Source organism: Streptomyces sp. NBRC 110035 (genome assembly GCF_000829695.1).
Lineage (GTDB): Bacteria > Actinomycetota > Actinomycetes > Streptomycetales > Streptomycetaceae > Streptomyces.
Window position 1 is genome coordinate 88,871 of record NZ_BBNN01000016.1, and the last position, 23,371, is coordinate 112,241.

Consider the following 23,371-nt stretch of genomic DNA (forward strand, 5'->3'; position numbering starts at 1 on the left):
CGGGGCCGGGCCGGACGAGGGCGGGTGGCGAGGTGCCGGACCCCGGCCGCCCGCCCTCGTCCGTACGGGCTTGTCCGTACGCGCTTCTCCTTACGGGGATCAGCGTACGGGCCGGTCCGGTCGGCCGGTGCGCAGCGCGACGAAGCAGCGCTCGCCCGTCGACCACCGGGCGTCGGTGCGCCAGCCCCCGTGGTCCGCGTGCCGCAGGAGGGCCGGAGTGCCGAGGCGGGCCCAGGGGAAGGCCGGGCCGGGGCTGCCGTGCGCGTCGGTGACCTGCACCAGGGCGCGTTCGTCGACGTCCGGGTGTGATGCCGTCTCGACGAGCAACAGGCCGCCTGGAAGCAGTAGTTGAGCCATCCGGGCGAGCAGGGCGGGCGGATCGCCGCCGATGCCTATGTTGCCGTCCATGAGCAGGGCGGTGCCCCAGCGGCCGGTGCCGGGCAGCGGGTCGAAGACGGAACGGCGCAGCGCCTGCCCGCCGCAGCGGACGGTCCGCTCCACCGCGGCCCCGCTGACATCGATGCCCAGGCCCCGCCTGCCCCGGGCGCACAGTGCCGCGACCAGGCGTCCGGGGCCGCAGCCCACGTCCAGCACCGTGCCCTCGCAGCGCGCGAGCACGTCCAGGTCGGCGGCGTCGGCCGCCGCGCACCACCGCTCGACGTCCAGCGGCAGCAGCCACCCGTCCGTACGGCGCAGGAACAGCGGCCCCCGGCCGGTGCGCAGGGCGTCGGAGTAGGGATCGGCGGACCAGGAGTGTTCCGGGGAGGACATCCGCCGGTCGGGCGTCCGCCGAGGCGCCGTGCGTGCGGCGGCCGTCACCCGTACCGGGCTCACCGGTGCGTCGCTGTCAGCCGTGCCAGCCGGGCGGCGAACCGTCCGCCCGGTGCCGCGCGGGCCACCACCCCGGCGTCGTACGCCGTGTCCACGTCCCGCAGCCGCGGCAACTCCCGCACCCGCAGACGCGCGAGCCGCCGCCGCTGCGCGGCACCCGTGTCCGGGGCCGACATGGGGACCCCGCGCAGCAGCCCGGGGTCGGGCACGGCCAGACCCAGCGCCCAGAAGCCGCCGTCCTCGGCGGGACCGAAGTACGCGTCGCAGTCGGCGAAGTCCACCGTCAGCAGCTCCGGCGTCACCTGGGGCGTGTCCATGCCGATGAGGAGGGCGGGTCCGTCGCACTGCGCGAAGGCGGCGGCCAGCCGTTCGTCGAGGCCGCCCGCGCACTGCGGCACGACCTCGACGCCGGCCGGCAGCCACGGGCCCGGGGCGCCGTCCAGCACCAGGACCCGCCGCCGCGCGGGGGTGCGCGCCACCACGTCCAGGGTGTCCGCCAGCGCGGCCTCGGCGAGCCCCGCCGCCTCCTCGGGCGTGAACGGCGGCGTCAGCCGGGTCTTGACCCGGCCGGGACGGGGTTCCTTCGCGATGACGAGCAGGGTCACGGGGCCGTGCGCCGGAGGAGCCGCGTTCATGAGGCCGCCCCCGTACGGTCCGGTGCCCCGCGCAGGACCCGGTTCATGTCCCGTACCGCCTGGAACGTGCCGCGCCAGGTGCCGGTCACCTTGGACGTGCCGGAGCGGGGCAGGTACGGAACGTCGTGCTCGGTGACCCTCCAGCCCGCGTCGGCGGCCCGCACCACCATCTCGAGCGGATAGCCGCTGCGCCGGTCGGTCAGACCGAGGGCGAGCAGGTCCGTGCGCCGGGCCGCGCGCAGCGGACCGAGGTCGCGCAGCCGCAGTCCGGTGCGGCGGCGCAGCAGCCGGGCGAGGGCGAGATTGCCCGCCCGGGCGTGGGCCGGCCAGGCGCCGCGGGCCTGTGGTCGGCGCCTGCCGAGCACCAGGCCGGCCTTCCCCGCCCGGATCTCCTGCACGAACGGCACCAGGTCGGCCGGATGCAGGGAGGCGTCGCAGTCGCAGAAGCACACGATGTCGGCGGTGGCCGCGGTCAGCCCCGCGTGGCAGGCGGCCCCGAAGCCCCGCCGCTCCTCGCGGACGACGGTCGCGCCGAGCTCGCGGGCGATCCGGTCCGAGCCGTCCGTCGAACCGTTGTCCACGACGAGCGCGCGCCAGCCGGGCGGGACGCGCTCCAGCACCCACGGCAGGGCCTCGGCCTCGTCCAGACAGGGGAGGACGACGTCCACACCCGCCGACGGCGGAGCGGAGGAGGAAGAGAAGGAGGAGGTGGTCACAGCTTTCACCCTACGAACGCGAACCCGGCATACCGGACATCGGTTCCTTACGAAACGCGGACGTCGGCGGCCGGCCGCCCCGGACACGCGCGCGGGGTGCGAGGCTGGCCGCATGGAGCAGCAGCAGTCACCCGCGGAGGCCGGCGCCCGGGTCCTCGTCGTCGACGACGACCCCACCGTCGCCGAGATCGTCACGGGCTACCTGGACCGCGCCGGATACGTCGTCGACCGGGCCGGCGACGGCCCCGACGCGCTCGCCAGGGCGGCGGACCACTGGCCGGACCTCGTCGTGCTCGACCTGATGCTGCCCGGCATGGACGGCCTGGAGGTGTGCCGCCGGATGCGCGGTCAAGGGCCCGTGCCGGTCATCATGCTCACCGCGCGAGGCGACGAGGACGACCGCATCCTCGGCCTCGAGGTCGGTGCCGACGACTACGTGACCAAGCCCTTCAGCCCCCGCGAGCTGGTACTGCGCGTCGAGTCCGTACTGCGCCGCACCCGCCCCGCCGCCTCCCCCGCGCCCGGCGTCCTGCGCGCCGCCGGGCTCCGGGTCGACCCCGCCGCCCGCCGCGCCACCAAGCACGGCACCGGACTGGCTCTGACCATCCGCGAGTTCGACCTCCTCGCGTTCCTCCTGCGCCACCCCGGGCGGGCCTACGCGCGGGAGGAGCTGATGCGCGAGGTGTGGGGCTGGGACTTCGGAGACCTGTCCACCGTCACCGTGCACGTACGGCGGCTGCGCGGCAAGGTCGAGGACGATCCGGCACGGCCCCGCCTCATCCGGACGGTGTGGGGCGTCGGCTACCGCTTCGACCCTGCGAGCGGGGAGGACTGAGCGTGCGCGACATGCTGCTCATCGCCCTGTTCGCCTTCCTCGGCGCCGCCGCGGCCGGGGCGCTCGGCGCGTGCGTCCTGCTGCTGATCCGGCGGCGGACGCTCACCGCGCATCTCGCGGTCGTCGTGGCCGTCGCGGTCACCGCGATGCTCGCGGGCACGCTGGCCGTCGCACAGGCGATGTTCCTCTCGGCGCACGACCTGACCGTGGTGACGACCGTCGTCGCGATGGCCGCCGTGGTCTCCATGGCGACCGCGCTGCTGCTCGGCCGCTGGGTCGTCGCCCGCAGCCGGGACCTGGCGCTCGCCGCCCGTTCCTTCGGCGACGGCGGGGACTTCGCCGCCCCCGACGGTCCGGTCACCGCCGAACTCGCCGCGGTCAGCAGGGAACTGCAGGCCACCAGCGACAAGCTCGCCGAGTCCCGGAACCGCGAGCGCGCCCTGGAGTCCTCCCGCAGGGAACTCGTCGCCTGGATCTCCCACGACCTGCGCACCCCGCTCGCCGGGCTCCGCGCGATGGCCGAGGCCCTGGAGGACGGCGTCGCCGCCGAACCCGACCGCTATCTCCGCCAGATCCGCACCGAGGTGGAACGCCTCAACGGCATGGTCGGCGACCTCTTCGAGCTCTCCCGCATCCACGCGGGCGCCCTCACCCTGTCCCTCTCCCGGATGTCCCTGTACGACCTGGTCGGCGACGCCCTCGCCGGCGCGGACCCGCTCGCCCGCCAGCACGGCGTACGGCTCGTCGGCGGCCGGGTCGAACCGGTGCCCGTGGAGGTGGACGGCCGGGAGATGAGCCGCGTCCTGGGCAACCTGCTGGTCAACGCGATCCGCCGGACACCGGCCGACGGCACCGTCGCCGTCGCGGCCGAACGCTTCGCCGACGGTGTGGTCCTCTCCGTGACGGACGGCTGCGGCGGCATCCCCGACGAGGACCTGCCCCGCGTCTTCGACACCGGCTGGCGGGGCACCCACGCCCGCACCCCGCCCGCCGGCGCGGGCCTCGGCCTCGCCATCGTCCGCGGCCTCGTGGAGGCCCACCGGGGCACCGCCGCGGTCCGCAACGTCACCGGCGGCTGCCGCTTCGAGGTCACCCTCCCCACACCGGGGAACTGACCCCCGCCGGCCTGCCCGCCCCCGTCCGGGGGGAACTTCAGTCCCCCCGCAGCCCCGCCGCCGCGAACTCGCGCATCCCGTCCTCGAAGGTGGTCTCCGGTTTCCAGGACAGACCGGTGCGCAGGCGGGTGGAGTCGGCCGTGATGTGGCGGACGTCGCCCAGCCGGTACTCGCCCGTGACCACCGGTTCCGGGCCGCCGTACGCCGAGGCCAGGGCGTGGGCCATCTCGCCGACCGTGTGGGGTGTGCCGCTGCCCGTGTTGTACGCGGTGAGCGCGCCCCGCGCCGTATCGGCCTCCAGCGCCGCGGCATTGGCCGCCGCCACGTCCCGTACGTGCACGAAGTCCCGGCGCTGACGGCCGTCCTCGAAGACGCGGGGCGCCTCGCCGCGGGCCAGCGCCGAGCGGAAGAAGGAGGCCACGCCCGCGTACGGGGTGTCGCGGGGCATCCCGGGGCCGTAGACGTTGTGGTAGCGCAGCGACACCGCCGTCCCGCCCGTCGACCGGGCCCAGGCGGCGGCCAGGTGCTCCTGCGCCAGCTTGGTCGTCGCGTACACGTTGCGCGGGTCGACGGGAGCGTCCTCGCCGACCGGGCCGGGGGAGAGGGCCGACCCGCAGGCGGGGCAGGCGGGTTCGAAGCGCCCGGCCTCGAGGTCGGTGACGGCGCGTGGGCCGGGACGCACCACCCCGTGCCGGGTACAGGAGTAGCGGCCCTCGCCGTACACCACCATCGACCCCGCCAGGACGAGGCGCCCCACCCCGGCCGCCTCCATCGCGGCCAGCAGCACCGCCGTGCCCAGGTCGTTGTGGGAGACGTACGCGGGGGCGTCGGCGAAGCCGGTGCCGAGGCCGACCCTCGCCGCCTGGTGGCAGACGGCGTCGACACCGGACAGGGCGTCGCGCACGGCGCCGGCGTCGCGCACGTCCGCCGCCGGATCGGTGCGGACGTCGTACACCACGGGCTCGTGCCCGCGCGCCCGCAGCACCTCCACGACATGGGACCCGATGAACCCGGCACCGCCGGTGACCAGTACACGCATACGGCCACGCTAGGCCCGCGCCCCCGCCCGAAGGCCGCTCCACGCCCCGCACGTCACCGGTCCGTAAGACCCGGAGTCCGGCAGGGCGTCAGCCGTCGGCGGGGCCCGGCCCGTCGAGGGGGGAGCCGTACGGTGGGGGCCGCCTGCCACCGCCCGCCGGTGCCCAGCCCGATCCCGCCGCCGTGCGCCCGGGCCGGGACCTGGCGACCGCGAGGCCCGGTCCGCTGACGCCCGGCCGCGGCTGCGGGCCCTGCGGACCCGGTGGAACCGGTCGAGCACCCGCTCCCGGCCCTCGGCCGGGATGCCCGGCCCGTCGTCGGCGACCCGTGTCAGGGCCGGACACGGCCACGGACACGTCGACCCGGGCGCCGGGCGGGGTGTGCACGGCGGCGTTGGCCGACGGGTTGTCCAGCAGCGGCCGGACGCGTCGTGGGTCCACCCGCGGCCTCGGCTGCCGCCGCCCGCCGCCCGCCGCCCGCCGCCCGCCTCCCGCCGTCGTCTCCTCGTGGCCGTACTCCGCGCCGCCCGGCAGCGTCACCGTCAGGGCGCGGTCCGGGTGGCGCGCGCGGATCGCCGTCCGCGACGGGCAGTCGTACGCCCTCCCCCGCTCCTCCTGCGGCACCCGGTCCCGGAGGTGTTCCGGACAGCGGGGTTCAGGGGCGTTTCCCTCGGTGGGCGCGGGGCAGGTGGCTGCGTGGGGCAGCCCGTCCGGCGGGCGGGTCGTGCCACGGACGCGGGGCGCACGGGCCCGGGGACACGGACAGCACGTTCCCCGGGCGGTGCCACAGGTGCCGTCTACACTCGACCGGCGGCAGACCGCGCGGCCGTCTCGGCCAGAATTTCCAGCCACCCGAAGGGCATCCGGCGTCTTGATACGGATCGAATCAGTCACGAAGCGCTATCCGGACGGCACGGTGGCGGTCGACCGGCTCTCCCTGGAGATTCCCGACCGCTCCGTCACCGTCCTCGTCGGACCGTCGGGGTGCGGCAAGACGACCACCCTGCGCATGATCAACCGCATGGTCGAACCCACCGAGGGAACGATCCTGCTCGACGGCGAGGACATCCAGCGCCGGCCGGTCACCACCCTGCGCCGGTCCATGGGGTACGTCATCCAGAACGCCGGACTGTTCCAGCACCGCACGATCGTCGACAACATCGCCACCGTGCCCCGCATGCTCGGCTGGGGCAAGCAGCGGGCCCGGGAGCGGGCGGCGGAGCTGATGGAGCGGGTGGGCCTCGACACCGCCATGGCCAAGCGGTACCCGTACCAGCTCTCCGGTGGCCAGCAGCAGCGCGTCGGGGTGGCGCGGGCGCTCGCCGCGGACCCGCCGGTGCTGCTGATGGACGAGCCGTTCTCGGCCGTCGACCCGGTGGTCCGCAAGGGCCTCCAGGACGAACTCCTGCGGATCCAGGAGGAGCTGGGCAAGACCATCGTCTTCGTCACCCACGACATCGACGAGGCGGTCACACTCGGCACGATGGTCGCCGTCCTGCGGGAAGGCGGCCGGCTCGCCCAGTACGCGCCGCCCGCCGAACTGCTGTCCGACCCCGCCGACGCGTTCGTCGAGGACTTCCTCGGCGCCGACCGGGGCATCCGCCGGCTCTCCTTCCTCACCACCGCCGCGCTGGAACTGGCCACCGACACCGTGATCCGGCCGGACGCCACCGCCGAGCGGATCGGCGCCGCCGACGCCGCCCACCTCCTGGTGACCGACGACGAGGGGCGCCCGCTCGGCTGGTCCGAGCCGCGCCGGCTGACCGCCGGGGACATCCGCACCGACCAGCTCCTGCCCTACGGGCGGCCGTTCGTGCCCGGCGTGGACTCGCTGCGGGTCGCGCTCGACTGCGCCGTGCTCTCCCCGACCGGCTGGGCCGTCGCCGTGGACGACGCCGGCCGGGTGCGGGGTGTCGTCTCCCAGCAGACCATCGGCGACGCCATCCGCACCGCGCACCAGGACGGCCGCGCCGGCGACGAGAAGGTCGCCGGATGAACGGCTTCTTCGACATCCCCAGCGACCTCCAGCACACCTGGACCGGCCTGATCGGAGTGCACCTGCGGGAGGCGCTGATCCCGGTCGCCGCCGGACTGCTGCTCGCGCTGCCCGTCGCCCAGCTGTGCGGCCGCTTCCGCTGGCTGTACCCGCCGGTGCTCGGCCTGACGACCGTGCTGTACGCCGTCCCGTCCCTGGCGTTCTTCGTCGTCCTGATCGACTACACCGGCCAGACCGAACTCACCGTGATGATCCCGCTGGCCCTGTACAGCCTGGTGGTGCTGATCCCGGCGATCGTCGACGGCGTGCGCTCGGTACCGGACGAGACCCTGGCCGCCGCCACCGCCATGGGCTTCGGCCCCGTACGGCGCTACACCCAGGTGCAGCTGCCGATCGCCGCGCCCGCCATCATCGCCGGCCTGCGGGTCGCCACCGCGTCCAGCATCTCCCTGGTCAGCGTCGGCGCCCTGATCGGCAACCAGGGAGCCCTCGGCAACCTGCTCGCGGCCGCGCAGAAGTACGACCGGCCCGAGCTCGCGGTGAACGCCGTGCTCACCATGGCCGTCCTGGCGATCCTGTGCGACGCCCTCCTGGTCCTGCTCAGGGTCCTGCTCACGCCCTGGATGCCCCGTGGCGCGCGGTCCGCCTCCGGGGCCGGGTCCGCCGTGGGTCCGGGATGGTGCGAAGAAGCCGAGGTCGAGACCCCGTGAACATCATCGACTTCGCCCACGCGTTCTTCGCCGACAGCGCCAACTGGCAGGGCTACGACGGCATTCCGCAGCGCTTCCTCGAGCACGTCCAGTACTCGCTGCTGGCGCTCGCCGTCGCCGCCGCGATCGGCCTGCCCGTCGGCCTGCTGACCGGGCACACCGGCCGCGGCGGGAACGCGCTCGCCTTCGTCGCCAACGCCGCCCGCGCCCTGCCCAGTTTCGGCCTGCTGGTGCTGGTGGTCCTGCTGATCGGCTTCGGCCTGCTGCCCGTGATGATCCCCCTGGTCGTCCTGGCCGTCCCGCCGATCCTGGTGACCACCTACGAGGCCGTCCGCACCGTGGACCCCTCCCCGGTGGACGCCGCCCGCGGCATGGGCATGCCCGAGTCGCGGATCCTCTTCCAGGTCGAGGTGCCGGTGGCGCTGCCGCTCATCCTCAGCGGACTGCGCTCGGCGGCCATCCAGATCGTCTCCACGGCCACCATCGCCGCGTACGTCAGCCTCGGCGGCCTCGGCCGGTACATCATCGACGGGCTCTACCAGCGCGACTACGAGAAGGTGGTCGGCGGTGCCGCCCTGGTGGCGGCCCTGGCGCTCGTCACGCTCACGCTGTTCTGGGCGGCGGGACGCTTCGTGGTGTCACCCGGGGTGCGCAGGCGGTAGGAGCGGGCACCGGGGCGCCTCGTCACACGGTCCGACGCGTACGAGTGCCAACCGTGATCCGGCCGCGCTTGACGGAGAGTGAAGCGGCTGGATTGGATCGGTGGATGACTCATACCGCCAAGAGCAGCTGGTCCAGGACGAGGCACACCGGTGCGGCGGCCGTCGCGCTCACCGCCGCGACGGCGCTGCTCGCGGGCTGTTCGTCCGGCGACACCTCCGACAACCCCCTCGAGGAGGAGAAGGCGGAGGCCGGCACCGTCGTCGTCGGCTCCAACAACTTCGCCGAGAGCACCCTGCTCGCCGACATCTACGGCGAGGCACTCAGGGCCAAGGGCCTCAAGGTCACCTACAAACACAACATCGGCAGCCGGGAGACGACCTACGGTCTGATGAAGAACGGCTCCATCACCGTTCTGCCCGAGTACAACGGTTCCCTGCTCGCCTACCTCGACCCCGAGGCCGAGCAGGAGTCCACGGAGGCCGTCAACACCGCCGTCAAGGCCAAGCTCGACAAGAAGCTGACGCTGCTGGACCCGTCGCCGGCCGAGGACAAGGACTCGGTCGGTGTCAACGCCCGGACCGCCAAGAAGTACGGCCTCACCGAGTCGTCGACGCTCGCCGACCTCGAGGACATCGCGCCGGAGCTGGTGATCGGCGGTTCGCCCGAGTTCCAGACCCGGCGCCAGGGCCTGGAGGGCCTGAAGTCCGTCTACGGGCTGGAGTTCAAGTCGTTCAAGGCGCTGGACGCGGGTGGCCCGCTGACCCAGGCGGCGCTCACCCGGAACGAGGTGCAGGCGGCGGACATCTTCACCACGGACCCGACGATCGTGAAGGAGGAGTTCGTCGTCCTGAAAGACCCGGAGAACCTCTTCGGATTCGCCAACGTGACCCCGCTGGTCCACAAGGACGCCCTCCCCCAGGAGGGTGTCGACGCGCTCAACGAGGTCTCCGCCAAGCTGGACACCGAGACCCTGCTCGACCTCGACGCCCAGGTCCAGCTGGACAAGAAGGACCCGCTGGACGTGGCGAAGGCCTGGCTGGAGTCGGCCGGACTGGTCTGACGGGGGACGGGCGGCCGTCCCGGGCGCTTCGCCGGCCGAGGTCCCCGGAGCAACGATTCTTCCCTCCGGGGGGGGCGCGGTCCGCAAAGGGCCGCGCCCCCTGCGTTCCCGGCGCGCCCCACCGCACCTGGCCCGCACCTGACCCGCACCTCACCCCGACGGCGTGGCGACGGCGATCAGCCGGTCCAGCAGGGCGATCAGCACGTCCCTGGACGACGTCCGGTCCCGCGCGTCGCACAGCAGTACCGGCACGCCCTCCGGGAGGGCCAGCGACTCCCGGATGTCCTCGACCGGGTAGGGGTGCTCCCCGTGGAAGCCGTTCACGGCGATGACGAACGGGATGCCCCGGCGCTCGAAGAAGTCGATCGCCGCGAAGCTGGACTCGGGCCGGCGCACATCGACCAGGACCACCGCGCCCAGCGCGCCGAGGGACAGGTCGTTCCACATGAACCAGAAGCGCTGCTGGCCCGGTGTGCCGAACAGGTACAGCACGAGGTCGTCGGAGACGGTGATCCGGCCGAAGTCCAGCGCCACGGTGGTGGCACGTTTCTCCTCGATGCCGTCGAGGTCGTCGACGCCCAGGCCCGCCATGGTCAGCGGTTCCTCGGTGCGCAGCGGGGCGATCTCGCTGACCGAGCCGACCATGGTGGTCTTGCCCACGCCGAAGCCCCCGGCGATCAGAATCTTGACCGTGTCGGGTGCCGGACGCTCGGTGGGCGCCGTAGCGGTGATGTCAGAGCCGGCCAAGGCCGTCCCTCACTTTCTGCAGCAGATCCAGGTCCGGGGAGGTGCGGGTGACGTGGTGCGGGGGGCGGACGGTGATCCGGCCCGCCTCCAGCAGGTCGCAGAGCATGATCACGACCACGCTCATCGGGAGGTCGAGGCGCGCCGCGAGTTCCGCCACCGCGAGGGACTCCGCGCACAGCCGCAGAATGCGCGTGTGCTCGGGCTGCAGCCGGGTGGCCGCCTCGGGCTGGGGCTCGACCGTCGTCACCGTCGTGATGAGCGTGAAGTCGGCGCGGCTGGGCCGCGTCCGGCCACCGGTCAGCGTGAACGGTCGGACGAGCCGGCCCGGGAAATCGCCTCCGCCCACCTCACACGCCGGAGTCGGAGGGACCTGCCGTGCCCCGGGGCGCCGCGCTGAGGTGCTCGCCGATCTTCTTCACCAGCATGTTCATCTGGTACGCGACCACACCCACGTCCGCGCCCGGGCCGGTGAGCACCACGAGGTGGGCGCCGGGCCCGGCCGAGGTCAGGATCAGATAGCTGTTGGCCATCTCGATGAGGGCCTGGCGCACCGGGCCGCCGCGGAAGTCCATGCTGACGCCCTTGCTGAGGCTCATCAGTCCGGACGCGGTGGCCGCCAGACGTTCCGCGTCGTCGCGCAGGAACCCGGTGGACTTGCTGACCACCAGCCCGTCCTCGGACAGGACCACGGCCTGGTTCACGTCGGCGACCCGCTCCACGAGTCCGGTCAGCAGCTGATCGAGCTGGGTGTGAGTGGCGGGTATGGGGCGTGTCATGACGGTGTTCCTTCTTCGGCGTTCGGCAGTCGGCGTTCAGCGGTCGTCGGGCGGTGTCGAGAGGTCTCGGGAAGCGGCGGGCACCTCCGTGGGCACCCCTGGGGATGCTGTCATGGCGTCATCGGCGGCCGGCCGCACACAACCGTCGTCGGAACCGGCGTCGTCGTCGCGTGCCTCGAACGTGCCGCGCTGGAAGCCGGCGAGGGAGGAGGCGGCGTGTTCCGCCGTGAAGTCCGCCGCGTCGTCCTCGACGGCCTGTGCCGAGGCCTCCTCACGGAGTTCGGCGGCCAGGCTGGTCTGCGGCACCCGGCGGGGGAGCGGGGTGAGCCCGTTCGGCCGGGGTGCGGGAGCGGTGCCGGCCGGGCGGGCGGCGGTCCGTGCGGGGGCCGCGGAGCGGGACGGCAACGGCGGCCCGCTCCAGGGCGCCTGTGTGTTCGGGGTGCTCCCGGTCTCCGGGGCGTCCGGGCCGTCCGTGGCGGACGTCCTGCCGGTGGTGCCGGCCCCGGTCGTGGCGTGCTCCGTGTCCGCCGGGCCTGCCGGGCCCGTGGCCCGGCCGTCGAGGGCCGCCGGAGCGGCCGTGCCGTCCGCGGCGTCCGCCGGGCGGCGTCCGTTCACCGCGCCGCCGACGGCGAACGCGGCCTCCTGGGGGGCACGTGCGCCCTCCCGCACCACGATCGCGTGCGGGACCAGCACGATCGCCGTCGTCCCGCCGTACGGCGACGGGCGCAGGGTGACGGTGATGCCGTGCCGGTGGGCCAGCTGGGAGACCACGAACATGCCGAGCCGGAGGTCGTCGGCGAGCGCCACCACGTCGAACTGCGGAGGACTGGCCAACTGGGTGTTGATCGAGGCGTAGTCCTCCTCGGACATGCCGAGGCCCCGGTCCTCGATCTCGACGGCGAGGCCCTTGGCCACCAGAGCGGCGCGCACCCCGACGGGGCTCGGCGACGGCGAGTAGACCGTGGCGTTGTCGATCAGCTCGGCCAGCAGGTGGATGACGTCGGCCACCGCGGGCGGAGCCAGCGCGACCTCCTCGTCGGTGTGCACGTCCACCCTCTGGTACTCGGCGACTTCACCGACGGCGCTGCGCAGGATGTCGATCAGCGCGACCGGCTCGCTCCACGAACGGCCGGGCCGCTCGCCGCTGATGATGACGAGGTTCTCCTCGTAGCGGCGCAGCTGGCTGGCCGTGGAGTCCAGTTCGTACAGGCCCTTGAGGACCTCGGGGTCGGTGTGCGTGCGTTCCAGCAGGTCGAGCTTGCTGAGCTGGAGGTTGACCAGGTTCTGGCTCTGCCGGGCGATGCCCAGGATGACCTTCTGGAAACCGAGCCGGGTGTCGGCGAGTTCGACCGCCGTGTGCACCGCGGTGCGCTGCGCCGTGTTGAACGCCTGGGCGACCTGGCCGAGTTCGTCGTGGCCGTAGTCCAGGGGCGGGGTCGCCGACTCGGCGTCGACCTTCTCGCCCCGCTCCAGCCGGGCCACGACCTCGGGCAGCCGCTTCTCGGCCAGGCTGAGGGTGGCCTCCCGCAGGCCGCGCAGCCTGCGGGACAGCGAGCGGGTGATCCGCCACGACATGCCGACGCACAGCAGCAGGGCGACCAGACCGCCGGCGCTGAGGGAGGCCGCGGTCAGCAGCAGACCGCGGGCCTCGTCGGCACTGCGGCCGAGCAGTGCGTCGGTCTGCTCCTCGATCAGGGCGGCGTACTGCGGGGTGACCTTGTCCAGCGCGGCGTCCCACTGCTTCCGGGCGTCCGGCAGGCTGATCCTCCCGCCCTCGGCGGTGGGACGGGAGTCGCGTACCGCGTCCTCGACCTTCTGCAGGGTCCGCCACTCGGGGCTCTGCAGGATCTTCTCGGCCTGCGTCTTGGTGCTGCCGCGCAGGGACGGCACGATCTGGTCCTCCACCAGCCAGCGCTGGGTGGTGACCAGCTCGGCGAAGCCCGCCCAGGACTCGTCGTCGAGCTCCCCGGACGGCCAGGCCAGGGTGAGATGCGCGTCCTCCCGGGAGAGCATCTCCGCGGCCTGCTCGAGCGAGACCAGCGGCCCGGCCTGCGAGGTCAGGTCGCCGTCGTCGACCTGCGACAGCTCCTGGAAGGCGTGGATCTGGTCCTGGATGATCGAGGAGTACTGGTCGAGTGCCTGCTCGGCGGTGATGTCGCTCGGCGCGTCCACCTGGTTCCGGTAGTACTCCAGGCTGCCCACCGAACCGAGCACCGAGTACAGCGGGTCCGACACGCGGTCCGGTGCCTCGGCGATCGCGTCGGCCTGTCCGACCAGCCGGGCCACCGTCCTGTCGGTCTTCTCGCGCTGTGCGTCGAGGGCGGCCCGGGAGTTTTTCGGCGAGGCCAGCCAGGCGGCGGTCAGCCGCCGCTCCTGCTGCAGGGCGAGGGTCGCGTCGGTGCCCATCGCGCCGGTCGACCGGCTCAGTTCCGTCTGGGAACGGAGCCGCAGCCCCTCCGAGAACATCTGGATCGTGGTCACACCCCACATGGCGGTGAGGGTGACGGTGGGCACCAGTGCCAGGAGGACCAGCGAGAGACGTATGGAGCCGAGACGGCGCCGGGCACCTGTCCGTGGAGACATCGTCGTCCTAGAGCGGTCGGATCATCGGAAAAGCGGGCGGAAGGAGGCGGGGGGAACGGGCTGTGGACGCGTCAGCAGGGTGTGAGTCCGGTACGGCACAGGTGATGTGCAGGATGTTATCCGCACACGTGACCGTACAGCCCGTTCGTAACCGAATCCTTGGGTACGTCCTCACGGGATGTCCCGGTCACCGGGTGCCGTTGGCGGCGAACTCGGCGACCGAGGCGGCGTTGGTCTTCGTGACGAAGGCGGGCCCGGTGAGAACCGGCGACACCCCGCCGCCGCTGGTGTTGCCGTTGGTCCGGTACAACCACAGCGCGTCCACGGAGAGATAGCCCTGGAGGTAGGGCTGCTGGTCCACGGCGAACTGGATGTCACCGCTGCGGACGGCCCCCACCAGCTCCTCGTTGAGGTCGAAGGTGGCGACGTGCGCCCCGGTGTCGGCCTCCTCGGCGGCGTCGGCCATGGCGAGGGCGTACTGGGCGCCGTTGGCGACGACCTCGTCGATGGTCGGGTCCTGCCGCAGCGTGGCGGTGACGATGCCGGAGACGGCGCGCTGGTCGGAGCCGTCCACGTAGAGGTTCTCGATCTTTCCGTCGAACGTCTTCCGCACGCCGGCGCACCGCGCCTCCAGTGCGACGTTGCCCCGCTCGTGGACCACGCAGAGGGCGTTCTCGGCCTTCAGCTCGTTGAGCTTGTTGCCGACGGCCTGCCCCGCGACGCCCTCGTCCTGACCGAAGTACTCCAGCAGCCCCGCCGACTTCCAGGCGTCGATGCCGGAGTTGAGCCCGACCACGGGGATCCCCGCCTTGCGCGCCTCGTCCACCGGCCCCTTCATCGCCTGCGGCTTGGCCAGCGTCAGGGCGATGCCGTCCACCTTGTCGCGGACGGCGTTGCGCACGAGTTCGGCCTGGCCGTCCGGGTCCGGGTCGCTCACGTACGTGAGGCTGATGCCGTCCTTCGCGGCGGCGGCCTCGGCGCCCTTCTTCACCCGGTCCCAGAAGGCGTCCCCCTCACCGCTGTGGGTGACCATCACGACGCTCGTCCCGTCGCCGGCCGCGCCCGGGTCCTCCGCGTCCGAGGAGTCGTCGGCCGTGCCGAAGGCGGAACAGCCGGTCACCACCAGGACGACGGCCGCCGTCAGGGCCGAGAGAGGGACGGGCCGCCTCGGGAAACGGTGGACCTGGGGACGAGTGTTCATGAGGGAGCGGACCTCGCTGTACGCCGAGCTGGGGAGGAAGGAGGAAGCAGGGGACGAGAACAGGGGCGGAACCGTGATGTGTACGCCGACCGGGTGATGACTCCCGCTGGGACCGGAGCCAATCGCGTCCTCCTGCCGGTAGTCAAGTGATCAGCCACGGGAAGTGAGACGCCGCTGCCGCATTGTGATGAACGGTGGGTTCCGTGGCGGCGGGGGCGGACGGCACCCCCGCGCACCGAACCGCGCGGACGGTACGGAAACGGCTCCACGACGCACGGACGAACCGGCGCCGGCCAACGTCCTTCGTGGTCTCGGCCGTTCACCGGCGCGCGCGGGCGGAATACGGGCCCGTGCCCCGGGATTCCGTGACCGGGGCGCGGGCGGCCGGGGCCCGGCGCCCCGGGATTCCGGGCGGTTCCGTACCTGCCGCTCGCCACTCGCCGCCCGCCCGGCCGGACGCCCCCGGCGCCCTCTCCGGTGGGGACGCGTTCCCCTCGTGGCCGCCCACCGTTCCCTTTCCTCTGCGCGACTGCCACACTCGGATACCGGACGCGCTGTTTTCTTTCGGCGCCCGCACCCGAATTGCCGGATGTGTACCGCGTCCTGGAGGGATCCGGGGTGGCGAGTGCGGCCTCAGGGTGAGTTATCGTGTACGCGGGGTTAAAACAAACGGCATGACCCGTTCCTTTCCGGCTCAGGAGTTCAGTCGATGGCGAGGCAGGTACGCGCCGAGCAGACCCGCGCGACGATCATCACGGCCGCCGCCGATCTGTTCGACCGACAGGGCTATGAATCGACCAGTCTCAGCGACATCGTCGAGCACGCCCACGTCACCAAGGGAGCCCTGTACTTCCACTTCGCGGCGAAGGAGGACCTGGCGCACGCGATCCTGGAGCTCCAGTCCGCCACCTGCCGCAGGCTGGCCAGGGACACCGAGATCCGGGGCCACACCTCCCTGGAGGCGCTGATGCGCCTCACCTTCGGCATAGCCCGCCAGTCGGCCGAGGATCCCGTCCTGCGGGCCGGACTCCGCCTCGCCACCGGGGGCGCCCGGCCCCGTCCGCCGCTCTCCCACCCGTTCACCGAGTGGATGGACATCGTCACCGCCCGACTCGTCGGCGCGGTCAAGGAGTCCGACGTCCACCCCGAGGTCGACATCGACGTCGTGGCCCACTCCCTCGTCTGCTTCTTCATCGGCACCCGCGTCGTGGGCCGCACCCGGGAACCCGTCGCCCGGCAGCCCCGCCGCACCGCGGAGATGTGGCAGCTGCTCATCCGGGGCCTGGTCCCGGTCACCCGCAGGGCCCGCTATCTCAGCCTGGCCGCACGGCTGGAGCGGGAGATCGCCCCCGTCTGACACGAGGCCGTGGGACCCGCGCAGGCCGGCCCCGGCGGCCCGTCCCGCACCGCTGTGGCGGCCGGCCCCGCCGCCCGGCGCCGCACGTTACGGTGAGCCGCATGCCCGACACCCCCACCGCTCCCGTGATCCTCGGCAACCGGCCCGGCTCGTTCCCGCACGGCGTGCTCGCCGAGCGGCACCCCGCGATCATCCGGCAGGTGCGCGAGGCCTTCCCGTACGAACCCTGGCAGCAGCACGCACTCGACGCCCTGCTGGCCAACTGCACCGGGGGCACCGTCGAGCCCCTCCCCGCCGACGCCCACGACCGGGAGCGCTGGGCGGCCTGGGGGATGGACGCGTACGCCGGGCAGACCTGGTACGACGTACCCTGGCTGTGGTCCGAGAGCTGGTTCTACCGCCAACTACTGCAAGCGGTGGGCTACTTCGACCCTGGCCCCTGGCAGGGCATCGACCCCTTCCGCCCCTCCAAACGCGCCGAACTCGACTCGCCCGCGACGGACGAGGAACTCGCCGCGCTCGAGGACCTGGCCGGCCGGTCCGCGGACGAACAGGGGCAGGCCCTGCTGCACGGCTCGCTGTGGGGAAACCGCGCCGACCTCGGCTTCCGGCTCTCCGCCGAGGGAGCCGACCTCGCGGCGGCCGTCCCCGCGCTGGTCGCCGACGACGCCGAGAGGCTGTGGTCGCTGCTGGACGCCTCCCGCCCGGGCACCCTCGTCCTGGTCGCGGACAACGCCGGACGCGAACTCGTCCCCGATCTCCTGCTCGTCGCGCACCTGCTGGCCCACGGAACCATCGGCCGGGCGGTGCTGCACGTCAAGCCGTACCCGTACTACGTCTCCGACGCCACGACCGCCGACGTCGTGGACGCGTTGCGCCGGCTGGTCGACGCCCGGGGGACGGCGGCCGGTCACGGCCGCCTGCTGTGGGGAGCCCTCTCCGACGGCCGACTCACCCTGCGCGCCCACCCGTTCTCCTGCTCCCCGCTGCCGTACGAGGAGATGCCCGACGACCTCCGCGCCGACTTCGCCCCGGCCGCGCTCACCCTCGTCAAGGGCGACCTCAACTACCGCCGCCTGGTGGGCGACCGGGCCTGGCCGCCCACCACACCCTTCACCGACGTCACCGGCCACTTCCCCGGACCGGTCGCCGCCCTGCGCACCCTGAAGTCCGATGTCGTCACCGGACTGGCTCCCGCGACGGAGGAGGCACTGGTCGCGGCCGAGGGGCAGCGCTGGCGCACCGGCGGCACCCACGCGCTGATCCAGGTACGGGCGTAGCGGTCCGCACCCCGTGCCGGGTGCCGGAGGCGCGCCTCCGGCACCCGGCACCGGAATTTCGGCATGTCGGCATTTCGGCGAGGGTTCACGCGATGGTGTGATCATGTCCGGGCCGGTGGATGCCGCCACGGAGCCACGGGTAGTGCCGGGCCATGACCCAGCCGTTCGAACTTCCGCACTTCTACCTGCCGCACCCCGCGCGGCTGAACCCGCATCTCGACCAGGCCCGGGCCCACTCGTCGGCGTGGGCGCGCGAGATGGGCATGCTGGAGGGATCCGGAGTCTGGGAACAGGCCGATCTCGACGCGCACGACTACGGCCTGCTCTGCGCCTACACCCATCCCGACTGCGACGGGCCCGCCCTCTCCCTGATCACCGACTGGTACGTGTGGGTCTTCTTCTTCGACGACCACTTCCTGGAACTGTTCAAGCGCGGCCAGGACCGCGAGGGCGGAAAGGCCCACCTGGACCGGCTGCCGCTCTTCATGCCGCTGGACCCGTCGGCCCCCGTGCCCGAGCCGCGCAACCCGGTCGAGGCGGGCCTCGCCGACCTGTGGGCGCGCACCGTGCCCGCGATGTCCGAGGACTGGCGCGCCCGGTTCGCCGTCGCCACGGAACACCTTCTCAACGAGTCGTTGTGGGAACTGTCCAACATCAACGAGGGGCGGATCGCCAACCCCGTCGAGTACATCGAGATGCGCCGCAAGGTCGGCGGCGCCCCGTGGTCGGCGGGGCTCGTCGAGTACGCGACCGCCGAAGTGCCCGCCGCCGTCGCCGGAACCAGGCCGCTCCGGGTGCTGATGGAGACGTTCTCCGACGCCGTGCACCTGCGCAACGACCTGTTCTCCTACCAGCGCGAGGTCGAGGACGAGGGCGAGAACAGCAACGGCGTCCTCGTCCTGGAGACCTTCTTCGGCTGCACCACCCAGCAGGCCGCCGACACCGTCAACGACATCCTCACCTCGCGGCTGCACCAGTTCGAGCACACCGCGTTCACCGAAGTGCCCGCCCTCGCACTGGAAAAGGGCCTCGCCCCGCACGAGGTCGCGGCCGTCGCGGCGTACGCGAAGGGCCTGCAGGACTGGCAGTCCGGCGGCCACGAATGGCACATGCGCTCCAGCCGGTACATGAACGGGGGCGTGCGGGAGACCTCCCCGTGGGCGGTGCCCACCGGGGCGGGCGCCTCGGCGGCCGACGTGCGCGGACTGCTCGCCGCCGCGGGCGCGGCCAGGCTGCGGGCGCACACCCACGTGCCGTACCAGAAGGTCGGCCCGTCCCTGATCCCCGAGATCCGCATGCCGTTCCCCCTGGAGCTCAGCCCGCACCTCGACGCCTCCCGCGGCACCCTCGTCGACTGGTGCCGGCGGACCGGCATCCTGAGCGAAGGCGTCTGGGACGAGGACAAGCTCGACGCCTACGACCTCGCGCTGTGCTCTGCCGGAATCGACCCGGACGCCACCCCCGAGGCCCTCGACCTCAGCGCGCAGTGGCTCGCCTGGGGCACCTACGGCGACGACTACTACCCGCTCGTCTACGGGCACCGCCGTGACCTGGCCACCGCCCGGCTGACCACCGCCCGCCTGTCCGACTGCATGCCCCTCGCCGGCGAACCCGTTTCCCCGGCGGCCAACGCCATGGAGCGGGGCCTGACCGACCTGTGGGCCCGCACCACGGCGGGCATGACCCCCGAGGAGAGGAGGCCTCTGAAGAGCGCCGTGAACGTCATGACCGAGAGCTGGCTGTGGGAGCTGGGCAACCAGATCGTGCACCGCGTGCCCGACCCGGTCGACTACCTGGAGATGCGCCGGCAGACCTTCGGCTCCGACCTCACCCTCGGCCTGTGCCGGACGGGCCACGGCCCGGCCGTCCCGCCCGAGGTGTACCGCAGCGGCCCGGTCCGCTCGCTGGAGAACGCGGCCGTCGACTACGCCTGCCTCCTCAACGACGTCTTCTCGTACCAGAAGGAGATCGAGTTCGAGGGCGAGATCCACAACGCGATCCTCGTCGTGCAGACCTTCTTCGGCTGCGACTACCCGACGGCGCTGGGCATCGTCCACGACCTGATGAGCCGCCGCCTGGACCAGTTCGAGCACGTCGTGGCACATGAACTACCGCTGCTGTACGAGGACTTCGCGCTGTCCCGGGAGGCGCGCGCGATCATGCGGGACTACGTGCTGGACCTGCGGAACTGGATGGCCGGCATCCTGCACTGGCACCGCAGCGTGGACCGCTACAAGGACGCGTGGCTCTCCGGCCGGGCCCACGGCTTCCTGCCGGACCGCACACCCGCGGCGCCCATGGCCACCCGCATCTGAGGGGGAGGCGGTCTCACTCCTTCGTGGCTCGTCGGCCTCCGCGGATCCGGGTAGCACTCCAACCGGAGGCGATCCATGGAACAGACCGCGTTGCGACCCGAACCGATGCCCGGCCGAGAGACGGCCGGTGCCGGAGGCACGGGCGAGGGCGAGGCCGCGGACCGGAACGGGAGCCGACCTGGCCCGCGCGGTCGCCCGGGCGGGGCCGGGCGCCGGGGCGGCGCTCACGGTGCGCCACCGCGGCGGCGGCTTCCAGCAGCCCACGGCCGTCCCCGGCCTCGCCCCCGGGCATCGGGAAGCGGTGACGAGGTCCGGGCCGCCGCGACCCGGAACGCCGCGCCCGTGCGGGCACATCAGTGCGACGCGGGTGGCCGGTGCGCGCGGGGCCGCTCCCCGGCGGACCCGGCGGGGCGACATGCCGGACCGACGCGGCGAACCGGCTCGCGCCGCCCCCGCCCGCCGGGCAGGATGCTGCTCGTAGCCCCGCGTCCGCACCTGCCCCGGAGGCCCCGATGACCGGCAGTACGCCCTCGTCCCGCACCGTCGCCGACGACGTGTTCCGTACCCGTACGGAGCGTGCCGCGGGGCAGGCCGTCATAGTCGTAGTGGACTGAACGGCCCCGACGTCCTCTCCCCGCCCACCGAACGACAGCGGCGCGACCATGACCCAGGCACCGACACCCACCGCGGACACCGTCCGCCGACTGGTCCGTACCCTCCTCCGGGACGAAGGGGACGGTGAGACCGCCGACGGACCGGACGTGCTGCCCGTCGACGAGAACGCCGCTCCCGCCACCTGGTGGGTCGGCACCCGGCACGTGCTGCGCCTCGCACTCGACCGGGAGACGAGCACGCGCCGGCGCCGTGAGCTGCGGCTGCGGGAACTCGTCCGCCCCCACATCCCGGTCGCGGTGCCGTCGAGCACGGCGCACGGCGAATGGGCGCCGGGCCTGGCCTACACCCTGGACACCAGGCTGTCCGGCGGGTCGGCGGAGGAGCACCGGGTGTCCGCCGTCGGTGAGACCGATCTGGCCGGGCTGTTCACCGGGCTGCGCGAGGTACCGCTGCCGCAGGCGGAGACGCTCGGTGTGCCGCGTGTCTCCCCGCGCTCCCTGGAGGCACTGCGCCGGGCCGCCGGACAGGCCGCCGAACGGCTGGCCGCCGCCGACGAGTTCGCGCCCGCCCGCCTGCGGCAGCTCACGCCGTCCGCCGCCGACCGGCTCGCCGCCCAGGCCGGTTCGCCGGTCCTCGTCCACCACGGCCTCACCGGCGCGCATCTCGTGGTCAGCACCGACGGCCGGGTGCGCGGGGTCCTCGGCTGGGCCGGGGCGGTGGTCGGCGATCCCGCCGAGGACATCGCGGGCCTGGCGCTCGCCGTGGGCTCCCCGGCCGCCGTACGTGCCGCCACCCTCGCCGGCTACGGCGCCCGCCCCTGTCTGCGCGGCCTGTGGCTGGCCCGCTGCGACGCCGTCCTCCACCTCGCCGACGCCCTCGCCGACGCCCTCGGCGGCGGAGGAGGCGCCGGCCCACTGGCGGAGCCCATGCCGCTGCCGCTGCTGCGCGTCCGGCTGCGCCGGGCCTGGGAGGCGATCCTGCTGGAGCGCGTGACGGACCTCCGCAGCGCCGAGGACATGCCGTAGGCGCGCCCCGCCGGGTCACCCCCCGTCGGGTCACCCCCGCCGGGTCACCCCCGTCGGGTCACTCCTGCAGCAGCACCACCGCTGACTCGCCGGGCAGGTGCAGGACCCCGTCCGCGCCCGGCACGCCGGCGGGCTCCCAGGCGGCGAGTACGCGTGCATGCGGGACGCCCAGGGGGATCGCGGCCGGTTCACCGGCCAGGTTCACGGCCACCAGTACGTCCCCGCGCCGGAAGGCGAGCCAGCGCCGCTCCTCGTCGAAGACCACCTTGGTGTCGGCGAGGTCGGGGTCGGTGAGGTCCGGCTGCGCGTGACGCAGCGCGACGAGCCGCCGGTACCAGGCCAGCACGTGTGCATGGGGTTCGCGCTCCGGCTCCGACCAGTCCAGGCAGGAGCGGTCGCGGGTGGCGGGGTCCTGCGGGTCGGGCACGTCCGCCTCGGCCCAGCCGTGCGCCGTGAACTCCCGCCGCCTGCCGTCGCGTACCGCCTCGGCGAGTTCGGCGTCGGTGTGGTCCGTGAAGAACTGCCAGGGCGTGCCCGCCGCCCACTCCTCGCCCATGAACAGCATCGGCGTGAACGGCGCGGTCAGCGTGAGGGTCGCCGCGCAGGCCAGCAGGCCGGGGGAGACCAGCGCGGCCAGCCGGTCGCCCCGGGCCCGGTTGCCGATCTGGTCGTGGGTCTGGCTGTAGCACAGGAGCCGGTGCCCGGCGATCCGCGTACGGTCCAGGGGCCGCCCGTGCCGCCGGCCGCGGAAGGAGGAGTACGTGCCGTCGTGGAAGAAGCCGCCGCAGAGCGTCTTGGCGAGTGCCGTGAGCGGGGCACGCGCGAAGTCGGCGTAGTAGCCCTGCGACTCCCCGGTCAGCGCGGCGTGCAGGGCGTGGTGGAAGTCGTCGTTCCACTGTGCGTGCAGCCCGTGGCCGCCGTCCGCGCGGGGTGTGACCTCCCGGGGGTCGTTCCGGTCCGACTCGGCGATCAGGAACAGCGGCCGGCCGGTGTCGGCCGACAGGGCGTCCACGGCCGCCGACAGCTCCTCCAGGAAGTGGCGGGCGCGCGTGTCCGCCAGCGCGTGCACCGCGTCCAGGCGCAGCCCGTCGATCCGGTAGTCGCGCAGCCACGCCAGCGCGCTCTCGACGAGATACGTCCGCACCTCGTCCGAGCCGGGGGCGTCCAGGTTGACGGCGGCACCCCACGGGGTGTGGTGGGTGTCGGTGAAGTACGGGCCGAATCGCGGAAGATGGTTCCCGGACGGCCCCAGGTGGTTGTGCACCACGTCGAGGACGACGCCCAGACCCAGGGCGTGCGCCCGGTCCACGAACCGTTTCAGCGCCTCGGGCCCCCCGTACGGTTCGTGCACCGCCCACAGCGAGACCCCCTCGTACCCCCAGCCGTGCCGGCCGGGGAAGGGACACACCGGCATCAGCTCCACGTGGGTGACGCCCAGCCCGGCGAGATGCTCCAGCCGCTTCGCGGCGGCGTCGAACGTGCCCTCGCGCGTGTACGTGCCCACGTGCAGCTCGTACAGGACGGCACCGGGCAGCGGACGCCCGTGCCACACCGCGCGCCAGACGAACGCGTCGTGGTCGACGACGGCGCTTTCCCCGTCGGGCCCGTCCGGCTGCCGGCGCGAGCGCGGATCGGGCAGGACCGGTCCGCCGTCCAGTGCGAAGCCGTACCGGGAGCCGTCCCGCGCGTCCGCCTCGCCCCGCCACCATCCCTCCCGTCGCGGATCGCGCGTCAACACGCTCGTGACGCCGTCGCACTGGAGCGTCACGTCGCCGGCCTGCGGTGCCCACACCTCGAACTGCACGGACGGTTCCCCTTCGTCTGCTCACCGTGATGTAGCCAGACCATGGTCGTACATCGGGGATCGATCCGCC

General features: G+C 73.4%; 20 protein-coding genes. 10 read left to right on the forward strand and 10 right to left on the reverse strand.

The window, feature by feature from the left end; genetic code table 11:
* Positions 1 to 99 precede the first annotated feature (99 nt).
* Genes TU30_RS02970 through TU30_RS02980 form a run of 3 tightly spaced genes read right to left on the reverse strand, consistent with a single transcriptional unit; the run spans position 100 to position 2,191 of the window.
* Positions 100 to 771, reverse strand: coding sequence for a methyltransferase domain-containing protein (locus TU30_RS02970; protein WP_078878075.1), 672 nt, complete (start codon positions 769 to 771; stop codon positions 100 to 102).
* Between the two features lie 59 nt (positions 772 to 830).
* Positions 831 to 1,466 (reverse strand): DUF2064 domain-containing protein, encoded by a 636-nt coding sequence (locus TU30_RS02975; protein ID WP_042164143.1) that lies wholly within the window; start codon positions 1,464 to 1,466, stop codon positions 831 to 833.
* Positions 1,463 to 2,191, reverse strand: a complete 729-nt coding sequence (locus TU30_RS02980) for a glycosyltransferase family 2 protein (protein ID WP_042164145.1) — start codon at positions 2,189 to 2,191, stop codon at positions 1,463 to 1,465. Before TU30_RS02980 ends, TU30_RS02975 begins: the two co-directional genes overlap by 4 nt.
* Before the next feature lie 103 nt (positions 2,192 to 2,294).
* On the opposite strand from TU30_RS02980, the gene TU30_RS02985 reads away from it, so the two are divergent.
* Together TU30_RS02985 and TU30_RS02990 are read left to right on the forward strand one after the other, a co-directional pair.
* A complete protein-coding gene (locus TU30_RS02985; RefSeq protein ID WP_042164146.1) occupies positions 2,295 to 3,017 on the forward strand; it encodes a response regulator transcription factor in 723 nt (240 codons plus the stop codon).
* Positions 3,018 to 3,019: 2 nt separating this feature from the next.
* Positions 3,020 to 4,132: a sensor histidine kinase KdpD gene (locus TU30_RS02990; RefSeq protein WP_042164147.1), complete on the forward strand. Its 1,113-nt coding sequence runs from the start codon at positions 3,020 to 3,022 to the stop codon at positions 4,130 to 4,132.
* 37 nt (positions 4,133 to 4,169) lie between these two features.
* Here TU30_RS02990 and TU30_RS02995 read toward each other — a convergent pair whose 3' ends face one another.
* On the reverse strand, positions 4,170 to 5,171 hold the full coding sequence (locus TU30_RS02995; RefSeq protein ID WP_042164149.1) for an NAD(P)-dependent oxidoreductase: 1,002 nt from the start codon (positions 5,169 to 5,171) through the stop codon (positions 4,170 to 4,172).
* Between the two features lie 869 nt (positions 5,172 to 6,040).
* Here TU30_RS02995 and TU30_RS03000 point away from each other — a divergent pair.
* The 4 genes from TU30_RS03000 to TU30_RS03015 all read left to right on the forward strand — a co-directional run bounded on the left by TU30_RS03000 (position 6,041) and on the right by TU30_RS03015 (position 9,598).
* A complete protein-coding gene (locus TU30_RS03000; RefSeq protein ID WP_042164151.1) occupies positions 6,041 to 7,165 on the forward strand; it encodes an ABC transporter ATP-binding protein in 1,125 nt (374 codons plus the stop codon).
* Positions 7,162 to 7,875, forward strand: a complete 714-nt coding sequence (locus tag TU30_RS03005) for an ABC transporter permease (RefSeq protein ID WP_042164154.1) — start codon at positions 7,162 to 7,164, stop codon at positions 7,873 to 7,875. Before TU30_RS03000 ends, TU30_RS03005 begins: the two co-directional genes overlap by 4 nt.
* On the forward strand, positions 7,872 to 8,537 hold the full coding sequence (locus TU30_RS03010; protein ID WP_042164157.1) for an ABC transporter permease: 666 nt from the start codon (positions 7,872 to 7,874) through the stop codon (positions 8,535 to 8,537). Before TU30_RS03005 ends, TU30_RS03010 begins: the two co-directional genes overlap by 4 nt.
* A gap of 104 nt (positions 8,538 to 8,641) precedes the next feature.
* The gene (locus TU30_RS03015; protein ID WP_042164159.1) at positions 8,642 to 9,598 is read left to right on the forward strand and encodes an ABC transporter substrate-binding protein; all 957 of its coding nucleotides are present in this window, start codon (positions 8,642 to 8,644) and stop codon (positions 9,596 to 9,598) included.
* A gap of 150 nt (positions 9,599 to 9,748) precedes the next feature.
* Here TU30_RS03015 and TU30_RS03020 read toward each other — a convergent pair whose 3' ends face one another.
* From TU30_RS03020 to TU30_RS03040, 5 genes are all read right to left on the reverse strand, one after another.
* Positions 9,749 to 10,345, reverse strand: a complete 597-nt coding sequence (locus TU30_RS03020; RefSeq protein WP_042164162.1) for an ATP/GTP-binding protein — start codon at positions 10,343 to 10,345, stop codon at positions 9,749 to 9,751.
* A complete protein-coding gene (locus TU30_RS03025; RefSeq protein ID WP_042164165.1) occupies positions 10,332 to 10,691 on the reverse strand; it encodes a DUF742 domain-containing protein in 360 nt (119 codons plus the stop codon). Before TU30_RS03025 ends, TU30_RS03020 begins: the two co-directional genes overlap by 14 nt.
* Before the next feature lies 1 nt (position 10,692).
* The gene (locus tag TU30_RS03030; RefSeq protein ID WP_042164166.1) at positions 10,693 to 11,121 is read right to left on the reverse strand and encodes a roadblock/LC7 domain-containing protein; all 429 of its coding nucleotides are present in this window, start codon (positions 11,119 to 11,121) and stop codon (positions 10,693 to 10,695) included.
* Positions 11,122 to 11,157: 36 nt separating this feature from the next.
* Positions 11,158 to 13,704, reverse strand: coding sequence for a sensor histidine kinase (locus TU30_RS03035; protein WP_042164168.1), 2,547 nt, complete (start codon positions 13,702 to 13,704; stop codon positions 11,158 to 11,160).
* Between the two features lie 187 nt (positions 13,705 to 13,891).
* Positions 13,892 to 14,905: a substrate-binding domain-containing protein gene (locus tag TU30_RS03040; RefSeq protein ID WP_042164172.1), complete on the reverse strand. Its 1,014-nt coding sequence runs from the start codon at positions 14,903 to 14,905 to the stop codon at positions 13,892 to 13,894.
* Between the two features lie 709 nt (positions 14,906 to 15,614).
* On the opposite strand from TU30_RS03040, the gene TU30_RS03045 reads away from it, so the two are divergent.
* The 4 genes from TU30_RS03045 to TU30_RS03060 all read left to right on the forward strand — a co-directional run bounded on the left by TU30_RS03045 (position 15,615) and on the right by TU30_RS03060 (position 21,497).
* Positions 15,615 to 16,262, forward strand: a complete 648-nt coding sequence (locus TU30_RS03045; protein ID WP_042164174.1) for a ScbR family autoregulator-binding transcription factor — start codon at positions 15,615 to 15,617, stop codon at positions 16,260 to 16,262.
* A 101-nt stretch (positions 16,263 to 16,363) separates the two neighbouring features.
* On the forward strand, positions 16,364 to 17,542 hold the full coding sequence (locus TU30_RS03050; RefSeq protein ID WP_042164176.1) for a damage-control phosphatase ARMT1 family protein: 1,179 nt from the start codon (positions 16,364 to 16,366) through the stop codon (positions 17,540 to 17,542).
* Between the two features lie 152 nt (positions 17,543 to 17,694).
* Positions 17,695 to 19,857 carry a germacradienol/geosmin synthase Cyc2 gene (gene cyc2, locus TU30_RS03055; protein WP_042164178.1) on the forward strand — a complete coding sequence of 721 codons (2,163 nt, stop codon included), beginning with the start codon at positions 17,695 to 17,697 and terminating at the stop codon, positions 19,855 to 19,857.
* Positions 19,858 to 20,519: 662 nt separating this feature from the next.
* Positions 20,520 to 21,497: an aminoglycoside phosphotransferase family protein gene (locus TU30_RS03060; protein WP_042164180.1), complete on the forward strand. Its 978-nt coding sequence runs from the start codon at positions 20,520 to 20,522 to the stop codon at positions 21,495 to 21,497.
* 58 nt (positions 21,498 to 21,555) lie between these two features.
* On the opposite strand, the gene treZ is transcribed toward TU30_RS03060, so the two are convergent.
* Entirely contained in the window at positions 21,556 to 23,301 is a 1,746-nt protein-coding gene (gene treZ / locus TU30_RS03065) for a malto-oligosyltrehalose trehalohydrolase (RefSeq protein WP_042164181.1), read from the reverse strand.
* Positions 23,302 to 23,371 lie beyond the last annotated feature (70 nt).